Origin of the sequence: Neisseria sp. Marseille-Q2251 (genome assembly GCF_940793045.1) — a bacterium.
Classification (GTDB): Bacteria; Pseudomonadota; Gammaproteobacteria; order Burkholderiales; family Neisseriaceae; genus Neisseria.
Map to the genome: position 1 here is coordinate 20,144 of NZ_CALNWV010000023.1, position 17,276 is coordinate 37,419.

General features: G+C 46.6%; 16 protein-coding genes and 3 pseudogenes. All 19 read right to left on the reverse strand.

The window, feature by feature from the left end; translation table 11 throughout:
- Window position 1: 1 nt before the first annotated feature.
- The 19 genes and pseudogenes from AAG834_RS08720 to AAG834_RS08805 all read right to left on the reverse strand — a co-directional run bounded on the left by AAG834_RS08720 (window position 2) and on the right by AAG834_RS08805 (window position 17,181).
- Entirely contained in the window at window positions 2-865 is an 864-nt protein-coding gene (locus tag AAG834_RS08720; protein ID WP_342031888.1) for a prepilin peptidase, read from the reverse strand.
- A gap of 1 nt (window position 866) precedes the next feature.
- A complete protein-coding gene (locus AAG834_RS08725) occupies window positions 867-2,108 on the reverse strand; it encodes a type II secretion system F family protein (protein WP_342031889.1) in 1,242 nt (413 codons plus the stop codon).
- Window positions 2,109-2,179: 71 nt separating this feature from the next.
- Window positions 2,180-3,859 (reverse strand): type IV-A pilus assembly ATPase PilB, encoded by a 1,680-nt coding sequence (pilB, locus tag AAG834_RS08730; protein WP_342031890.1) that lies wholly within the window; start codon window positions 3,857-3,859, stop codon window positions 2,180-2,182.
- Between the two features lie 523 nt (window positions 3,860-4,382).
- Window positions 4,383-4,856 carry an outer membrane protein assembly factor BamE gene (locus AAG834_RS08735; RefSeq protein WP_342031891.1) on the reverse strand — a complete coding sequence of 158 codons (474 nt, stop codon included), beginning with the start codon at window positions 4,854-4,856 and terminating at the stop codon, window positions 4,383-4,385.
- 65 nt (window positions 4,857-4,921) lie between these two features.
- On the reverse strand, window positions 4,922-6,181 hold the full coding sequence (locus AAG834_RS08740; protein WP_342031892.1) for a YadA family autotransporter adhesin: 1,260 nt from the start codon (window positions 6,179-6,181) through the stop codon (window positions 4,922-4,924).
- A gap of 729 nt (window positions 6,182-6,910) precedes the next feature.
- Complete coding sequence (gene apbC, locus AAG834_RS08745) at window positions 6,911-7,990, reverse strand: iron-sulfur cluster carrier protein ApbC (RefSeq protein ID WP_342031893.1); 1,080 nt, start codon at window positions 7,988-7,990, stop codon at window positions 6,911-6,913.
- Window positions 7,991-8,301: 311 nt separating this feature from the next.
- Complete coding sequence (gene murU, locus AAG834_RS08750; RefSeq protein ID WP_342031894.1) at window positions 8,302-9,000, reverse strand: N-acetylmuramate alpha-1-phosphate uridylyltransferase MurU; 699 nt, start codon at window positions 8,998-9,000, stop codon at window positions 8,302-8,304.
- A 179-nt stretch (window positions 9,001-9,179) separates the two neighbouring features.
- Window positions 9,180-9,680, reverse strand: coding sequence for a 4-hydroxyphenylacetate 3-monooxygenase, reductase component (hpaC, locus tag AAG834_RS08755; protein WP_036529651.1), 501 nt, complete (start codon window positions 9,678-9,680; stop codon window positions 9,180-9,182).
- Window positions 9,681-9,690: 10 nt separating this feature from the next.
- Window positions 9,691-10,128, reverse strand: coding sequence for a homoprotocatechuate degradation operon regulator HpaR (gene hpaR / locus AAG834_RS08760; RefSeq protein ID WP_003757119.1), 438 nt, complete (start codon window positions 10,126-10,128; stop codon window positions 9,691-9,693).
- Window positions 10,129-10,463: 335 nt separating this feature from the next.
- Window positions 10,464-10,580 (reverse strand): annotated as a pseudogene (locus tag AAG834_RS08765) (iron ABC transporter); the annotation flags it as partial.
- Window positions 10,581-10,667: 87 nt separating this feature from the next.
- Complete coding sequence (locus AAG834_RS08770; protein WP_003767583.1) at window positions 10,668-10,865, reverse strand: DUF1737 domain-containing protein; 198 nt, start codon at window positions 10,863-10,865, stop codon at window positions 10,668-10,670.
- A 212-nt stretch (window positions 10,866-11,077) separates the two neighbouring features.
- Window positions 11,078-11,596 (reverse strand): annotated as a pseudogene (locus AAG834_RS08775) (ABC transporter substrate-binding protein); the annotation flags it as partial.
- Window positions 11,597-11,609: 13 nt separating this feature from the next.
- Window positions 11,610-12,116: a protein disulfide oxidoreductase gene (locus AAG834_RS08780; RefSeq protein WP_342031895.1), complete on the reverse strand. Its 507-nt coding sequence runs from the start codon at window positions 12,114-12,116 to the stop codon at window positions 11,610-11,612.
- 183 nt (window positions 12,117-12,299) lie between these two features.
- Window positions 12,300-12,548, reverse strand: a complete 249-nt coding sequence (locus tag AAG834_RS08785) for a GlsB/YeaQ/YmgE family stress response membrane protein (RefSeq protein WP_003757105.1) — start codon at window positions 12,546-12,548, stop codon at window positions 12,300-12,302.
- Window positions 12,549-12,771: 223 nt separating this feature from the next.
- Window positions 12,772-12,834, reverse strand: a pseudogene (locus tag AAG834_RS13830) (transposase); the annotation flags it as partial.
- 80 nt (window positions 12,835-12,914) lie between these two features.
- Entirely contained in the window at window positions 12,915-13,355 is a 441-nt protein-coding gene (locus AAG834_RS08790; RefSeq protein ID WP_342031896.1) for a hypothetical protein, read from the reverse strand.
- Window positions 13,356-13,798: 443 nt separating this feature from the next.
- Window positions 13,799-14,113, reverse strand: coding sequence for a ribosome hibernation-promoting factor, HPF/YfiA family (gene hpf, locus AAG834_RS08795; protein ID WP_003757098.1), 315 nt, complete (start codon window positions 14,111-14,113; stop codon window positions 13,799-13,801).
- 66 nt (window positions 14,114-14,179) lie between these two features.
- Window positions 14,180-15,532, reverse strand: a complete 1,353-nt coding sequence (gene rpoN / locus AAG834_RS08800; protein WP_342031897.1) for an RNA polymerase factor sigma-54 — start codon at window positions 15,530-15,532, stop codon at window positions 14,180-14,182.
- A 560-nt stretch (window positions 15,533-16,092) separates the two neighbouring features.
- The gene (locus tag AAG834_RS08805; protein WP_342031898.1) at window positions 16,093-17,181 is read right to left on the reverse strand and encodes a cytochrome-c peroxidase; all 1,089 of its coding nucleotides are present in this window, start codon (window positions 17,179-17,181) and stop codon (window positions 16,093-16,095) included.
- Window positions 17,182-17,276: the final 95 nt, after the last annotated feature.

The following is a 17,276-nucleotide window of genomic DNA, read 5'->3' on the forward strand; positions in this document are numbered from 1 at the left end:
ATTAAAACCCTGATTTGGTCAGCCACCAAGTGACGGCACGATGTACCGGCTCATTAGCTACCAAAATAATCCAGCCGGCAATGGCCAAACTCGGACCGAAAGCAAAATATTGTCCTTTGGCAACCCGTCCGACAATCGCACCAATCAGACCAATTAACGCTGCCATAAAGACCAATACAGGTAAAATGCCGACCCCAAGCCATGCACCTAGAGCAGCCAGCAATTTAAAATCGCCGTTACCCATACCGATTTTTCCAGTCAAAAGCTTATAAATGAAACATAACAACCATAAGCTCATGTAACCGAAAACTGCACCTAAGACGGCGGATTTCAATGGCACGAATGTGCCGTTCAAATTAAACAGCAAACCTAACCATATCAACGGCAGGGTAAGGCTGTCAGGTAAATATTGAGTATCCGCATCGATAAAGGTCAATGCAATCAATATTGCAGTCAATATCAAACCACCGAATGTCGCCATGGTCCAGCCATATTGCCACGCCACTACGCCAAACAATATACCGGTCAATAATTCAATTAAGGGATAACGGATGCTGATGGGCGTTTTACACGAACCACATTTACCGCCAAGCATCAGATAACTGACAATCGGAATATTTTGCCAAGCCTTTACCGGAGCATGACACTTAGGGCAGCGGGAATCCGGTTTCATCAAATTGAATGGTTGCTGCTCTTGCTCGGTTAATTCAAGTTGCAAATGCTCTTTCGCAAACTGAGTCCAGCCACGTTCCATCATGACAGGAACGCGGTAAATGACGACATTAAGAAAACTTCCGATTAACAAACCAACGACAATAGATAGCGGAATAGCGAATGGCGCTAATGTATCCAAAGATTCCAACATATTAACCTACTACGTTGCCGAGGTTAAACAGCGGCAGATACATTGCTACCAACAGTGTGCCGATGATAGAGCCTAAGACTACCATAATAATGGGCTCCATCAGTGAGGATAATTGTGCTACAGAGTTATCAACTTCATCCTCGTAAAATTCAGCAGCCTTATTCAGCATATCATCGAGGGAGCCGGATTCTTCACCAATAGCAGCCATTTGAATAACCATATTGGGGAACATATCCGTACTTTGCATACTCGAAGTCAAAGAAAGACCTTGAGTAACTTTCGCACGAATGTCCTGTGTTGCCTCCTCATAAAGGATATTACCGGCTGCCCCTGCTACTGAATCTAAAACTTCTACCAAAGGTACACCTGCTGCGAACAGGGTGGAAGTGGTACGAGCCCAGCGAGCAATAGTTGCTTTACGGACAATTTGACCAAAAATTGGTAAACGTAAAACCATTGCATCTATACGTTTCTGGAAATTTGGTGATTTTTCATGTAGTTTATAAACACCAAAACAAATGGCAATCACCATAACAATCATCAGCCACCCATATTCCACGAATATTTTAGAAATATCCATAACAATTTTGGTTAAACCAGGCAATTCAGCACCCATCCCAGCATAAACTTTACCAAATTCGGGCAGTACCCAACGCATCATCACGAAGATCAATGCTATTGCAACAACTACAATGGAAATCGGATACGTCAGTGCGGTTTTTACTTTTTTCTTAATGGCTTGCGTTTTCTCTTTATATACAGCAAGTTTATCCAATAGGCTTTCCAAAACACCACCAGCTTCGCCAGCCGCAATCAGATTGCAATAAAAACGGTCGAAATATTTTGGGTATTTGGCAAATGATTTACCTAATGCACTACCTTGTTCCACATCTGCACGGACTTGCATCAACATTTCAGTCATGGATGGGTTGGAGTGTCCGCGTGCGACAATTTCAAAAGCCTGCATTAAAGGCAGACCTGCTTTCATCATGGTGGCAAGTTGACGGGTAAAGACAGTAATGTCTTCCTGAGTAATACGACGCTTTTTAGTTGCCTTTACTTTACTGATACGTAAAGGGCGTATCCCGCGACGTTGGAGCTTTTTACGCGCTTCTTCTTCGTCTTTGGCGACTACTTCGCCTCGGACTAATTGATCAGTATTGGTATTTTTACCTTCAAACGTAAAACGTTTGCCTTTGTTTTTTTGAGCGAATAAGCCTTTTTTTTGCTCTGCTTGAGCCATTTTGTTACCCCTTGGTTTAATGTTTAAGAATGAAGAAAACAAAAGTCCCCGTATTTCTTCGATTCAATGGTTTAATCGTTAGTGTGAGCAATAACTTCTTCTAATGAAGTCAAACCTTGCATAACTTTTAATAAGCCTGCGCGGCGTAAATCGACCATGCCTTCTTTATAGGCCATGTTCATAATATCAACTTCCGTACCATTATTCATAATGACACGTTGCATTTCCTCGGTAATCGGCATCACTTCGTAGACGCCGACACGGCCTTTGAAGCCTTTACCACGGCAACTATCGCAGCCGACAGGACGGTAGAGTTTCCAATCCTTTGCTAAATCTTCATCTGTAAATCCTGCTTTTTTTAATGCGGGAACTGGAGGACGCTCAACCTCGCGTTTACAACTTGAACACAGACGACGCAATAGTCGTTGCGCCATAATTAAGCTGACGGAACTGGCAATGTTGAATGGAGCGACCCCCATGTTCAACATACGGGATAGGGTCGCAGGCGCGTTATTGGTATGCAACGTTGAAAACACCATATGTCCGGTTTGTGCCGCTTTGATGGCAATATCCGCGGTTTCCAAGTCCCGAATCTCACCTACCATGATAATGTCAGGGTCTTGTCGCAAGAAAGATTTCAACGCCGCAGCAAAAGTCAACCCTTGTTTGTCATTGACGTTGACTTGGTTGATGCCGGGTAAATTAATCTCGGCCGGGTCTTCTGCGGTGGAAATATTGACGTCTTCTGTATTTAAAATATTCAAGCAAGTATAAAGTGATACGGTTTTACCGGAGCCTGTCGGACCTGTTACCAATACCATGCCATAAGGGCGATGAATGGCCTCAAGCAACATTTCTTTTTGGAAAGGCTCGAACCCCAGTTGGTCAATATTTAAAGTCGCTGCGTCAGAATTCAGGATACGCATTACCACTTTTTCGCCAAAAAGTGTAGGTAACGTGCTTACACGGAAGTCAATGGGACGACCATGTTTATGGAAAGCGATTTGGATACGACCATCTTGTGGAACGCGTTTTTCAGAAATGTCTAAACGTGCCATTACTTTGATGCGTGAGGCCAGTTGTCCGCGTACGGCGACAGGTGGTTGAACCACTTCCCTTAGCTGTCCATCTACACGAAAACGGACACGAGCCATTTGTTCATAAAATTCGAAATGTATATCGGATGCGCCTGCATTTAGTGCATCTGATAAAGTTTTGTGAATAAAACGTGGAATAGGCCCATCTTCAGCCTCTTCGTTGTCAATATAAAGCGCCTGAGAGGGCTGGGCAGCTTCTTGTTCTTCACTAATTTCTTTTAAGATGGTAGTAGAACGTTGTCCTAACCATTCTAGAAGGGAACTTAATTGATCGTCAGGTACGACAACCAAATCTATCGTCACACCTGAAGAAAAAGTGATTTTTTGGAAGTTTTGGATTTGTGTCGGGTCGGATACGGCCAAATAAACTTTACGGCCGCGACGGAATATGGGTATGCAGCGATTTTGAACCATTTGTTCTTCGCTTAAAACATCAGTTATGACATTACTGCGAGGATAATGATGCAAATCCAATAAGGGGTAGCTGAATACACGTGCGACTAATTCTCCCAAGCTTCTAGGAGAGATGATGCCGTCCGCAAAAAGCATGGGTAAGATTTCTTTACCTGATTTTAAGGCGCTGCCGTAATGTTCAGCTTGTGCATTTGTAATGGTCTGGCTTTGAAGCAGTACGCGTAATAGTCCGATACTCATTATTCAATTATCCATTTCTTGTATAACCTTTTATACAGTAAATATTTTCAGGCGTCATACCGATGAAATATCTTACAAAAAGGAGCCCCCATTGGTTACTTGATATTTTGTATTCAACTGTATTAAAAGGAAATTTTATTTTAAGTGTTTTTATTTATTGTTAAGGAATAATATGATATTCCGATGGTATGTGCAATCCCTTATTTATGCAGAATATTATAGGGAGGGTGGTTTGGAAATTTTTAAGGAGCCGCTATTATAAGGCAAACAATACAGTTGCAACACTTCTCGGCGGAACTTTGTATGAGACTCTCTTAGAGTGATTGCTTTGGATGCTGTTTCTAGCGGGATAATTTGGTGGTATTTAAGAGACAGTATGGTGGGGATAGACCACATGTAGGTTGTCTGAAAACTAAAAATGCGAAAAGCCGAATCATGTTTGAGTACATGATCCGGCGTTGATTTGATATGAGCGACTATTTCAGTAAATTAAAAATAGGGACTCAGTTCATTAGTCGATAATTTATTGGCGAATACGAGTTTGCGCGGGAGCAGGTGCAACTTCGCGAATAATGACTTCACGAACAACTTGAGGTTCTGCTTTTTTCGGACCGCAGCCTTCAGGCATCCAATAGAATGATTGGGCATTTTTGTCTTTATCGAACAGAATTTTGAATTGGCAAGTTTTGTGTTCGCCATTTTCACGGTAGTTGAACAAGTAGTCCCACTCACGCACGCCATAAAGACCTTCTTGGAAGTGAGGACGTCCAATCAGTTCATAGATTTGGTCTTTATTCATGCCGGCTTCAATTTGACGGACATTATCCCAGTTTGGCCAAGAACCATGTTGGGTACCATCGTGACGCAGGGTGGTTTTTGCTGCATCAGGCCATACGGGATTGTCAGTAGTGCCTTCTTTGCTAACTTTGCTCAGATTACCACAGGCTGCCAAGGCGAGTGCTGCAATTGCAGGCAATGCGAATTTCGATAATTTCATGTTTTTTTCCTTTTATATCAAATCTTTCATAGATAGAGATGCTTTTAAGTCATCCCCTCTAGGTCTTACCATTGGTAGCCGACGCTTCCACCCCAGTTAACATCTTTACGGGTGTTTACGCTTACGCCGGTTTTAATAGACCATTTGTTGTTATCGGAATTGTGTGCATAGCCAACAGCGATTGCTTGTTGACCACGATAGCCACCTACAGCTGCAGAAACGATGCTTTTACCTGCTTCGTTCGGACGTTGCAGGAAGCCAATTGCCGTAGCACCAGCGATACCTGCACGCAGGTCTTTATTCATGTCGTTGATACGGTCTTGGAGATTATTGATAACGACGCTGTTGCCGTTTGTTTGTGCAGCTACTTGGTACAGTTGGCTGCCGTTGATGGCGTCTGTGCTGGTAGGTGTGATGCGACCTGCTGCAACGTTAGTAATTGTACGTTCGTTACCTGCTGAGCCCACACTCACTGTGGATGTAGGAGTGGTGCCGGCAAAGCCACTGTAAGTTACGCCGTTTACAGTAGCGCTGTTAGTGCCTACTGCAGCAGAAGTAGTAGAATTTGCGCCTAAAGCAACAGAGTATTCATCACTTGCAATCGCTCCGCGACCGATAGCGACCGAAGAACCGCCTTTAGCTTGAGCCTGCAAACCAGAAGCTACGCTAGCTTTTCCGGTAGCTTGGGAGGCAGCGCCTGTGGCAATAGAATAGTCACCTTCGGCAACAGAAGCAGAGCCTATGGCAGCTGAAGAAATACCGTTGGCTCGGGCTTTTTGACCTACTGCAACAGTGTAAGCGCCAGTTGCTTGAGTGCCTTGTCCAACCGCAGTAGAGGCAGGAGCTGTAGCGTTAGAGCCAGAACCAAATGCAGTAGAAGACAGACCTTCGGCTACAGAAGCAGAACCTACTGCGGTGCTGCTGTTGCCTTTGGCAGCTGCTTGACGACCGATTGCAGTAGCGGCATTAGCAGTTGCGTTGGCGCCTTGACCGAAAGCTGCGGCGGCAGTGCCTTCAGCTTTGGAGAGTGTACCAACTGCAGTGGCAGATTCATCTTTAGCAGAAGTTTCTGTACCAATTGCAATGGTGCCGTGGCTTTGTGCGCTGGCGTTAACGCCGACAGCTACGCCGTAACGACCAGTTGCGCCTTGACTGTCATAGTTGCCACGACCATCTTCGTTGTTATCGTTAATGCTTACATAAGAAGCTTTTGTCAGTGCTGCTGCGAATGCAGGTGAAGCAGAAACAAGACCTGCAGCTGCCAATGACAAAGCCACCGTTTTGTTGAGCGCGGTAAAACGATTCATGTGTGTTTTGTGTTTCATAATTATCTCCCTGATAAAAACACATAAATAATAATATGGATGAATCTATATATTTTGCATATTTTGATTGACAAATATGTGCCGTTTATCTAATATGCATACCACTGGTCGTTGAGCAGTAGTGAAATACATAAAATTTTATTTCTAAAAAATAAAATTGATTCAGAAAACAAATGGTTCGAAGCATGATTTACTACTCCGTACATGATGACCATTATATGAAGTTCCTTATTTTGTATTTATTATTTTTTTTTATCAAATATTAACTTCATTATAAAAAAACAATCGGTTTCCTCATTATCTATGTGTAATATATAACAAAAAAAATAATAACACATATAATATATTTATGTTTTTTGATTAGTTTTGGTTTTAAATTGCGTTTTTTGCTTTTTTGTTAATTAAAAATATCTTATTTGTTCGGTTTGGTCATTGTTGAAATCAAGCGTTGCATTTTATATATTTAATATGGTAGGAAATTTTATATGAAGATAAATTTTTTCTACTAGAAACGATATTTTTCTTTTTTATATCTCTGTTAATTATTCCATAGATTTGTGTTGTATTTTCGATACTTGTGCCATGATGTAGATAAGAGGTGTTTTTGTTTGGATGGTATATATTGGAATAAGCTGAGATTTGTAAAGACAATTCCGAGTTTTCAGACGACCTTTTAGTCACAAATAAAGCCCGATTATTGCGATCGGGCTTTATTTGTTTATCGTTGCATCATTCAATTACGATTTTGGGGAAACGGCTGCTGAAATCTTTGCCTTTGTCTGCAATGGTCAGTGCGATTTGGAAGGCTGCGTCGGTGTAGATTTTGGCAATGGCGGGATGGTCGTCAAACAACTGTTTCGCCGCGCCGCCATCCATTGCTTCGCGCACGGGCAGGCTTAACGGGAGCTGTCCGAGCAGCGGGACATTCAGACGACCTGCCAAGTTTTTGCCGCCTTCAGAACCAAAAATAGCTTCAGCGTGGCCGCAGTTGGAGCAGATATGTACCGACATGTTTTCCAGTACGCCAAAAATCGGGATGTTGACTTTGTGGAACATATCGACCGCCTTGCGTGCGTCAATCAGGGCGATGTCTTGCGGCGTGGTAACGACGACCGAGCCGGTTACGGGGATTTTTTGCGATAGGGTGAGTTGGATGTCGCCAGTACCTGGTGGTAGGTCGATGAAAAGGTAGTCCACTTCATCCCACTCGCTTTGGAACATCAACTGCTGCAAGGCTTGGCTGACCATCGGGCCGCGCCAAACGACGGCTTGGTCGGTATCGACCAGAAAGCCGATGGACATCACTTGGATGCCGCTGTCGGCTTCGACGGGAATCAGTTTTTTGTTTTGTTGGTCAGGTTTGCGGTCTTGCACGCCCAACATGGTCGGCTGGCTCGGACCGTAGAGGTCGGCATCCAACACGCCTACGCGCGCGCCCATGCGTGCCATGGCGGTGGCGAGATTGGCTGTGGTGGTGGATTTGCCGACACCGCCTTTGCCGGATGCAACGGCGATAATGTTTTTGACGCCTTTGATGGTGGCAACGCCGGGCTGTACTTTATGCGTTGTGATTTCAGTATCGATGCTGAGGTGGATGTGTGCATCGCCTGTGATGCCGATAATGGCTTCTTGCAGGCTGTTGGCGATGTCGGCGGCGATATGGCCGACAGGGAATCCGAATTTGAGTCCGATATGGAGACCGTCGGCGCGTTCTTCTAGTAGTTTGATGGCTTTTTCACTGCCGAGCGTGCGTGTGGTGTTGGGAATTTGTACTGCTTCCAGTGCAGTTTGAATGGCTGCAATATTCATGGCGTATCTCTGGTTGATGAGGAAGATAATTGAATCAAAGATGATTCATATTTGGTGTGTGGATGCAAGAAATACAATAGGTGTGGAATAAAAAATACGATCCATATTTCAGGATGAATGCGCGGATGCTGTAATAAATTTTCTTGCAAAAGAAACTGTATCTAAAGTCATCATAATCGATATCAAAATATTATTTGAAATATAGAGTTTTTATGTAATAAATTATCGATAGGAATATAGTACTTTATGTAATTATATTTCCAGGCTTTATATTATGTCTCAATGGATGCAAGCGAGCAGAATGGTGAATGTTAATCCCAGTTTGCGGCAAGTTCATTTGCTGTTTTCAGTCGTTCCGTTGTGCCGACATCCAGCCATAATCCATTGTGTTGTTCGCCGGTAACGCGGTGTTGGTTCATGGCTTCCCTCAATAGAGGTGCGAGTTTGGCGATTTGATTGGCGGGTGTGTTATTGAAGAGGTCGGGGTGATATATGCCTACGCCGCTGAAGGTTAGTGCAACTCCCTCGGTTTTATTAGAGTGTACCTGTCCATCGGAGGAAATGGAAAAATCGCCCTCCGGATTGTGCGGAGGATTGGGAACTAACCAAATATGGGCCAGTAGGTTGGATGTTTGTAGGGATGCAGCAGCTTGTCGGGCAGAGTTGAAATCGATATCGGTCAGAACATCTCCGTTAATGACAAGGAAAGGAGCGTCGCCCAGCAAGGGTAGGGCGGTAGCGATTCCGCCGGCGGTCTCCAATCCGCCTGTTGATTCGGGGGAGTAGGCTATGTTGACTCCGTATTGCGCGCCGGTACCAAGTGTGGTTTCGATTTGTTCGCCTAGCCATGCGTGATTAATAACAATTTCGGTAAAACCTGCGTTTTTCAGACGACGTATATGCCAGCCGATGAGTGGTTCGCTGCCGACTTTTAGAAGTGGTTTGGGTGTATGGTCGGTCAGGGGGCGCATCCTTTCTCCGCGCCCTGCTGCCAGTATCATTGCTTTCATGGCTGTCCTTGTTTGGGATGGGATTATAGTCATTTGATGTGAAAGTATACAGTGTTGTGCCGTCAGGATTCAAAGGGAATGATACTTTGGTTATCGGTGTATTGATTGGTCGTTGATGAGGGGATACGGAATCAATAGGTCGTCTGAAAACGAAGATGGGTTTTCAGACGACCTTGTGTTCAGGCCAATGATTTGAATTGTCGGCGGAAATACAGTAGCGCCGGGTTGTCGGTGTGGGTAGTGGTGATTTCATCGATGCGGACATAAAAGATGAAATGTGTGCCGATTTCGTGTTGATCGATAATGTGGCCGTGTAAATGGGTCAGTGCGCCTTCAACTTCGAGTTGGCCGGTTTGCCCTCTATGCCAAATGTGGTATTCGAAGCGTTCTTCGGGGGAAAGGTTGGTGAGTCCTGCGAAGTGTTCGGCGACGTCTTGCTGATTTTCTGACAGGGTGTTGATACAGAGGTTTCGGTTTGCCTGCAATATGGGAATGATGCCTGCCTGCCGGTTGATACATAACATAACGGTAGGCGGCTCGTCGGTAATCGGCGCTACGGCTGTCATGGTAATGCCGTAACGTCCGGACTGTCCGTCTGTGGTAATAACATGGACGCCTGCGGCACAGGATGCCATAGCATCGCGGAATGGACTCTTGAGTGTGTGTGCGGAATCTGTCATTCAGTTTCTTTTATTTTAGTGCCTGCTCAATTTGCGCGAGCTGGCGCAAAAGCTCTTTCAATTCGAGCATTTTTTCTTTAGATAAGATTTTTTCGATGGCATCATAGCGTTCATCCACTTGCGCGCCTATGGTTTCGTACAGTTTTTCGCCTTCTTGGGTCAGCTTCAGGTAAACGCGGCGCTGGTCGTTAGAGGGTTTCAGGCGTACCGCCAAGCCTGCTTTTTCCAGTCGGGTCAGGATGCCGGTCAGGCTGGGGCGTAAGATGCAGGCTTGGTTGGCGAGATCTTGGAAGTCTAATGTGCCGTTTTCTGCCAGAAGGCGGATGATACGCCATTGCTGGTCGGTAATATTGGCTTGGTTCAAAATAGGGCGGAATTGTGTCATCAACGCTTCTCGGGCTTGAATCAGTCCAATATTGATAGATGCATGTTTAGATTGGTTGGGCATTATAAGTCTCCATTGTTATCAAAAATCAAACCGTTGAAGCGCGAGGCGGGTATGCAAAAAGCGTTTTTTCATTATAAGCCGCTATTGAAGCGGCAAGGATATATGGGAACAAAAGCATCATTGTTTGGGTATGTTGGGAATACGCTGAACAGTTTGTTTTGATAATAATGTTCCCAAGTTTTCTTATAATCCTATCTTAGTCTATTTTCTGCGCAATCTCAACAAAATCATCAAGTACGGATTTTTTGGGTAATTCATTTCTTTAAAAAACGAATATATTTTGAAGCGATGGATATGCCGTATGGTGTTTGAGTTCTTTATATTTTAAGGATTTTAAGCGAGAGGACGTGCTGCCAGCTGAAATCGGCAACGCCGACGGAGAGGCTGACGATAAAGAGTACCGCCAGTGCCAGCAGGTTCGACAGGTTGAAATAAGAAGATTTCGGAGACATAGGTTCGGTGGGGACGGGTTTCAGACGGCCTCAAACGGTCATCGGGGCCGTCTGAAAAACAAAAACGAAAACCGACGGCGCGTCCGGTCAGTATTCTGACAGCGGTTTTTCCGGGTCGTAGCCGCCGTCGCTTTCCTTGACGACGGCCTGCCCGCAGATAATGTGTTCGCCGTCGAACGTGAGGGTGGGGTTGCCGTACAGCTCCCAGCCGTTTTGCAGGGCTTCGGTAACGCGGCGGCAGAATGAGGCGTCGTCCGGTCCGGTGAGGTAGCGGTAGAGTTTCATGAGCAGTTTCTCCAGTGTGAAAACGTTTTCAGACGACCTCAAAAGCAGGACGGGGCCGTCTGAAACAGTATAGTGAAATATCTAAAAAACAGTAACGACCATATTCGGTAATTTACTCTTTCCGAGCAGCGGAAAAGGGACAAGACTGCCGTTGCGGCGCACAGGCCGTCTGAAATCCCACTGCCTGCCTTGCCAGATTCCGCGCTATCGGTTTATTTGGCGGCGTTAAACGCTTCCGTTACCTGTTTGGACGCATTCAGCAATTCCTGGGCGCCGCCTGCGGCAAGGTAGGTTTCCGGCGGCAGGTAGATCACCTGTCCCTTTTTCCAAGCCGTCGTTTCGGCCACCAGCGGATTGTCCAAAACGTCTTTGGCCGCCTTGCCTTCCTCGCCGATGGCGGCAGAACGGTCCAGCACAAACAACCAGTCGGGATTGGTTTTTTTAATGTATTCGAACGTAACGGGCTGGCCGTGGTTGCCTTTTTCCTTGATGGAGGAGTCGGCGGCAGGTACGCCGATGTCTTGGTGAAGTCAGCCGTCCAGGCGCGAGCCGGTGCCGAAGGCGGACATCTTGCCGCCGTTGACCAGAATTACAAGCCCCTTGCCCAGGGCGGCGGCCTTGGCCGCTTCAAACGAAGCGTTGATTTCCGCTTTCAATTTGTCCGCCTCCGCCTGTTTGCCGAAAATCTGAGCCAGCGCGTCGATGCGCTCTTTCGCACTGTCTTTCAGGTGCATAGGGGTTTGGTCAGTAGAAGAGGTTCATCAGCCAGATTCTGCTGCGCAATCCCCAATAGCTGCTCAACCCTGAGGTGTGATGTATCATTTTTCCGTTTTTAATCAAAATGATGGTTGGTGTGACGGCAATTTTCCAGTTGGCTGCCAACTGGTCGTCTGAATCGTTAACTGTCGGGAATTGCAGTTGATGTTCCTTCATATAGGATTGAATCTCTGTATCGGAGCCGGAATGTACGGCGACACCGAGCGTAGGAATACCGTTTTGATGTAAGCGGTCGATTGTCGGGGATGTGTATGAGCAGATATGGCACCATGTTCCCCAAAAATAGACAACGGCAACACGTTCCTTGCTGAGTGTTTCGAGCGAAGTGCTGCTTCCATTGATAACACGGAGGGGTTCTGATGAGGCTTGCATCGGCTGATTGGGTTTGCGCCACCAGTCAACGGCTACGGAAATCAGAATAAAGAGGAGGAGGGCTTGGATAAGGGATTTTAGATAAGGTAAGATTCGTTTCATGTGGTGTCTGCATAAAACAGGCTGAATAGAAAGGAATCCGCATGTGCGGCTACAAGATTGGCTTGCGGGCGTCGTCTGCGGCTTGCAGCCTTGCATCGGTAGATGAGGCATTCCTTAATAAACAGCCTGTCTGTATTTGAATCGTTGAGCTACGATATCAAAGTTTATCACTTATTATGAGGTTTAACGGCTTTTAATCTGGCGCGTATAAATGGCTAAAATAATGACGGCAAATACGGTGGAGGCAATCCATCCCGCCGGTTCGCCGACGCGATACCAGCCCACTTGTTGTCCGACAAAACCGGCCAACGCGGAACCGCCTATGCCTAGCAGGGTGGTCATGATGAAGCCTAAGTTTTCTTTGCCCGGGTGCAGGAATTTCGCCAATACGCCGATTACAAATCCAATAATGATGGTGCTGATCCAACCCATATCTCTTGTCTCCTTGTGTGTTGTGAGGAATGTATGTGTGAAAATGCAGTATACAGGCTTGTTTTGTCCCGCTGTGCCATCTTTACAGTTTATAGCGTTGTCCCGTATGGGAAGGGCGGACGGCGGTATTATAGTGGATTAACTTTAAACCAGTACGGCGTTACCTCGCCTTAGCTCAAAGAGAACGATTCTCTAAGGTGCTGAAGCACCAAGTGAATCGGTTCCGTACTATCTGTACTGTCTGCGGCTTCGTCGCCTTGTCCTGATTTAAATTTAATCCACTATATTAGCCAGCATTGATTCATGCTAAAAGGTCGTCTGAAATCTGTTTCAGACGACCTTTTGACTTGCCGGGGTAAATTCTGATTATTGGGCAGATTCAGCGTTTTCGGGAACTTCTTCAGAAACTTCTGAGGCAGCTTCGCTTTCTTGTTCCAACATATTATCAGCAGATGAGTCTTGCTCAGGGAGGTTGTTGGCATCAAATTTTTCAGAAGGCATGTTGTTCATTGGTGCTTCATATGCAGGCTGTCCCAAATTGTATTGCTGCATGGCTTCGGCAGGAAGATTTTTCATTATAAAAAATACTAGTGGGATCATGATAATGAGGCAAACCAGAGCAATCCACAAATAAGCTTGCATGAGGTGTTTGCGGTTTTTATTGCCGTCCCCAAATGCCCAGACAAATATCATGATAGGGTTTACTATAGGAATAGCGAGTATCAGGAGTGTGATGAGCCAATCCTTGACGGTCATGACTGCAGTGTCGTTGGGTACATTAGGGTGTGGAGTGTTATTTTGATCCATGAATAAACTACCTGAATGAAAGTAAATGAATAGGTCGGCAGCGGGCGGTTTTAATTTCTAATGTTTTAAAATGTGCTGAATGTTAAAGCGGTGACGCTGTATAGAATCATTTTGCACTTTTACCCGACTGCCCGGCGATTGCAACATATATTTTATCCCAGCTGCAAGGAGGGGAATGTTATCTTTCATTCCGTTTTCATGCAAGTGGGCGGGTGGCAGGATAAGGTATCGAGGTAGGATGTGTTGGATTTTGGGTCATATGTGGATGGGTTTTAATGGAATGGGGCGGCTTTGCCGTGTTCTATTAAATTCAATCCACTACGGGTAAGAAACTCAGAAGCGGGTTGATGAGATTGGGTGATATGCGGGTTGGTGCCGCAAAAGGAAATTTAATGTAAAGGTCGTCTGAAAATAGGTTTTCAGACGACCTTTAGGATTGTGAACTATTCTGCGGCAGGTTTTACCGTGTTGCGGACATCGCCGCTTTTTTCTTTGTGTTTCAGCACCGCGCGGTCGAGCTTGTCCATCAGAACATCAATGGCGGCGTACATGTCTTGTTCAACGGCCTCGACGTGGAGGTCTTTGCCCGCCAGATGGATGTCTGCTTCAGCCTGTTGATTGAGTTTTTCCACGGAAAGGGTGATGGTAACGGAAATGGCGTTGGCTGCGTGGCGGTTGATGCGTTCCAATTTTTCGGAAACGTAGTTTTTGATGGCCTCGGTAACGTCGAAATTCAGACCGGTGATTTTCAGATTCATAATACAGCTCCTTCGGTGGGGTTCAGTCCGTCAGAAACGGAACGGGAAAACTGCGGTTTAAAACTGTCATTCGGTAAGTTTGCGTTTGTGTGCCGGCGGGATGTCGAGCGATTCCCTGTATTTGGCGACGGTGCGGCGGGCGATGTCTATGCCCTGTTGTTTGAGGAGGCGGACAAGGGTTTCGTCGGAATGGGGCTTGCTGCTGTCTTCGTTTTCGATAATCTGCCCCAAAACGGCTTTAATCGCGCCTTGGCTCAGGCCTTCTTTGTCGCCTTCGGAATTGACTGCCTGTGTGAAGAAATAGCGTAACGCAAATAGTCCGCGCGGGCAAGACAAATATTTTTGGTTGGCGGCGCGCGAAATGGTGCTTTCGGCAAGCCCCAATTCGGCGGCTGCGTCTTTCATGAGCATGGGCGCGAGTCCGATTTCGCCGAAGATGAAGAAGTCTTCCTGATTTTTGACGATGTATTCGGCAAGGCGGATGACGGTGCTTTTGCGCAGTTCGAGAGAGTCGATGCGCTGCTTGGCTTCGTTGATTTTTTCTTTCCATTCGGGCGCGCCGTCTTCTGCGGATTTCATGAGTTCGCAGTATTCGCGGTTGAGTTGCAGTTTGGGCCAGGCGGCTTCGTTGCCGATGACTTTCCAGCCGTCTTTGCCTTCTTTGACCCAAACGTCGGGCTGGATGTAGGCGGTCGGTTCGGAGGAGGCGAAACCGTAGGCGGGGTAGGGGTTGAGCGTGGCGATGATGTCGAGCGCGACTTCTATGGTTTCGCTGTCGATTTCGGGAAAGAGTTTGCGGAAGCGGATGATGTTTTGTTTGCGGTTTTTGCCCAAATCGTGCAGCGAACTTTGGATGAGGTGGGCGGCCGCCTGACGCGCGGGGCTGGCGGGCAGGCGCATGAGTTGGAGCATCAGGGATTCGGTCAGGTCGGCGGCGGCAACGCCCGGCGGGTCGAAGGTCTGCAAAAGGTCGAGGGCGTTTTGCAGCTCGTCTTCGTCCAGCATCCATTCCAAGGGTGTGTTGTCGATAACGTCTTGAATGCTGTCGGTGAAATAGCCTTGGTCGTCAAGGAAGTCGATAAGGATGTGGACGTAGGCGGCTTCTTTGTCGGAAAGGGGGTGTTCGCACACTTGGGCGTGCAGGTATTGGTTGAAATCTTCTTCTTTGGCGATGTTGAGCCACGCGTCTTCGGCATCGTCGCCGCCGAGGTGGTTGCTGCGCGGCATGGTGGTACCGTGATTGAACTCTGCGTCGGCAAATTCGTCGGCTTCGGGACGTTCGAGCAGGGGATTGTCCTGCAACCAGTCTTCGACCTCGCGTTCGAGTTCGATACCGGACATTTGCAGGATGCGCAGGGATTGTTGCAGACGTTGGTTGAGTTGTTGGGTCTGCCTGAGTTTGAGGCCGAGTAAGGTCATGGTGCAATGTATGTTAATTAGTTTTATGGTGGATTGGACTTGAAACGGTGCAGCTTGGTTTACATTACGCTGTCAATTGCTTCTTGTTCATCCACTATATGATTTCAGACGACCTTGGGTTTGGTTATTGGGTGGGGAAAGGCCGTCTGAACGGATTTTGTGGTGTGTTTATAGGCGTTTGGTCAACGCTTTTTATTTTTTATCCTAGATATGTATTTCAACATTTTGCCTTGCCGCCGTCAACTGACGAGGCGTGTTTGAAGATAGGCATTCGGATATCAATGATGTGAGTTGAAGATTCGTTTGTTGATGGTTTTTATAAAAACTTAAATAAATCATATGTTTGATTATATTCAAGATGTAATTGTTTGAACAACGTGTATTTCATTGCATATGAGGCTGATTTTTGTCTAACGTGTCATTTGAGGGAAAAAAAGAATGTGGGATCAAATAATATAGGGTCATGAAATGGCATAAAGGTCGTCTGAAATCCTGTTCTCTAAAGCTTTGGGCTTGGTTGAACCTGAATTTCAGACGACCTTTCTTTATTTACCGCTTATTTATTTATTGTTCGGATGGGATTCCATCGGTGCGGACAAAGGCAGTTCGGGTACAGTGCGGGCAGATTCCGAAACGCTGCCGGACAGGGTTTTCAGGAAGGCAACGATGTTTTCGGTTTCTTCCGGAGTCAGGTCTTTACCCAGCTGCGCTTTACCCATGATGGTAACGGCTTTGTCTAATTCCCAAACGCTGCCGTTGTGGAAATACGGATAAGTTTTGGCGACGTTGCGCAAGCCTGGTACGCGGAAGAAGAATTCGTCTTCAGCTTTTTTGGTTACGTCGGCACGACCTTTGTCTTGTTTCGGATCTTCAATGAATTTCCAGTACGGACCTTGAACCAAACCGAATTTTTGGAAGGTTGTGCCGCCGAGGTTGACGCCGCTGTGGCAGGCGATACAGCCGCTGTCCATAAAGGCGCGCACGCCTTTGCGCTCTTGCTCGTTCAGAGCGTTGACGTTACCTTTGAGGTAGTCATCCCATTTGGTCGGTGTTAGTAGGGTACGTTCGAATGCGCCCAGTGCGGTGGTGATGTTTTTGAAGGAAACTGCGTCGTCTTCAGGGAAGGCGGTTTTAAACAGTTCTTGATATTCGGGGATTTTGGCAATTTTGGCAGCGGCTGCTTTTTGCGAGTCGTTTGCCATTTCCACAGGGTTGACCAACGGTCCGCCGGCTTGTTCTTCAACGTCGGCTGCACGGCCGTCCCAGAACTGCATGCCGAGCAAGGCGGCGTTTAACGCGGTCGGGGAGTTGCGTCCGCCGAACTGTCCTTTATGGCCTTGGCTGGTCGGCAAGTTGTCCACGCCTGCGGTGGCGAGGTTGTGGCAGGAGTTGCAGCTTACGGTGTTGCCTTTGGAGAGGCGTGGCTCATACCATAATTGATGGCCGAGTTTGACCTGTTCTTCGGTAAACGGGCGCAGTTTCTGCATTTCTTCAGCGCTTGGCAGTGGTTTGAAGATGCCTTGCGCGCGTTTGAGCAATTCTTGGTCTTCAGGTGAAGCATTGCTGTCAACGGCGACTTGGGACGCTGCTGAGGCGGTTGAAGCAGCTTCAGGGGTTGGCGGATTCGCATTTGAAGTGCAACTTTCCATAACAGAAAAAGGCCAGTATGCGGTAGCATACGGCCTTTCCTGCAAGAAAGATTGCCATGAGCTACACACAACTGACCCAAGACGAACGATACCAC

Coding starts and splice junctions, on each gene's coding strand:
- AAG834_RS08735 (WP_342031891.1), bottom strand. CDS start 4,856: ATGAAATTATCGAAATTCGCATTGCCTGCAATTGCAGCACTCGCCTTG.
- AAG834_RS08805 (WP_342031898.1), bottom strand. CDS start 17,181: ATGGAAAGTTGCACTTCAAATGCGAATCCGCCAACCCCTGAAGCTGCT.
- pilB (WP_342031890.1), bottom strand. CDS start 3,859: ATGAGTATCGGACTATTACGCGTACTGCTTCAAAGCCAGACCATTACA.
- rpoN (WP_342031897.1), bottom strand. CDS start 15,532: ATGACCTTACTCGGCCTCAAACTCAGGCAGACCCAACAACTCAACCAA.
- hpaR (WP_003757119.1), bottom strand. CDS start 10,128: ATGCCCAACCAATCTAAACATGCATCTATCAATATTGGACTGATTCAA.
- hpaC (WP_036529651.1), bottom strand. CDS start 9,680: ATGACAGATTCCGCACACACACTCAAGAGTCCATTCCGCGATGCTATG.
- apbC (WP_342031893.1), bottom strand. CDS start 7,990: ATGAATATTGCAGCCATTCAAACTGCACTGGAAGCAGTACAAATTCCC.
- AAG834_RS08780 (WP_342031895.1), bottom strand. CDS start 12,116: ATGAAACGAATCTTACCTTATCTAAAATCCCTTATCCAAGCCCTCCTC.
- AAG834_RS08725 (WP_342031889.1), bottom strand. CDS start 2,108: ATGGCTCAAGCAGAGCAAAAAAAAGGCTTATTCGCTCAAAAAAACAAA.
- AAG834_RS08740 (WP_342031892.1), bottom strand. CDS start 6,181: ATGAAACACAAAACACACATGAATCGTTTTACCGCGCTCAACAAAACG.
- AAG834_RS08720 (WP_342031888.1), bottom strand. CDS start 865: ATGTTGGAATCTTTGGATACATTAGCGCCATTCGCTATTCCGCTATCT.
- hpf (WP_003757098.1), bottom strand. CDS start 14,113: ATGAATCTGAAAATCACCGGTCTGAATTTCGACGTTACCGAGGCCATC.
- AAG834_RS08785 (WP_003757105.1), bottom strand. CDS start 12,548: ATGGGTTGGATCAGCACCATCATTATTGGATTTGTAATCGGCGTATTG.
- AAG834_RS08770 (WP_003767583.1), bottom strand. CDS start 10,865: ATGAAACTCTACCGCTACCTCACCGGACCGGACGACGCCTCATTCTGC.
- murU (WP_342031894.1), bottom strand. CDS start 9,000: ATGAAAGCAATGATACTGGCAGCAGGGCGCGGAGAAAGGATGCGCCCC.
- AAG834_RS08790 (WP_342031896.1), bottom strand. CDS start 13,355: ATGGATCAAAATAACACTCCACACCCTAATGTACCCAACGACACTGCA.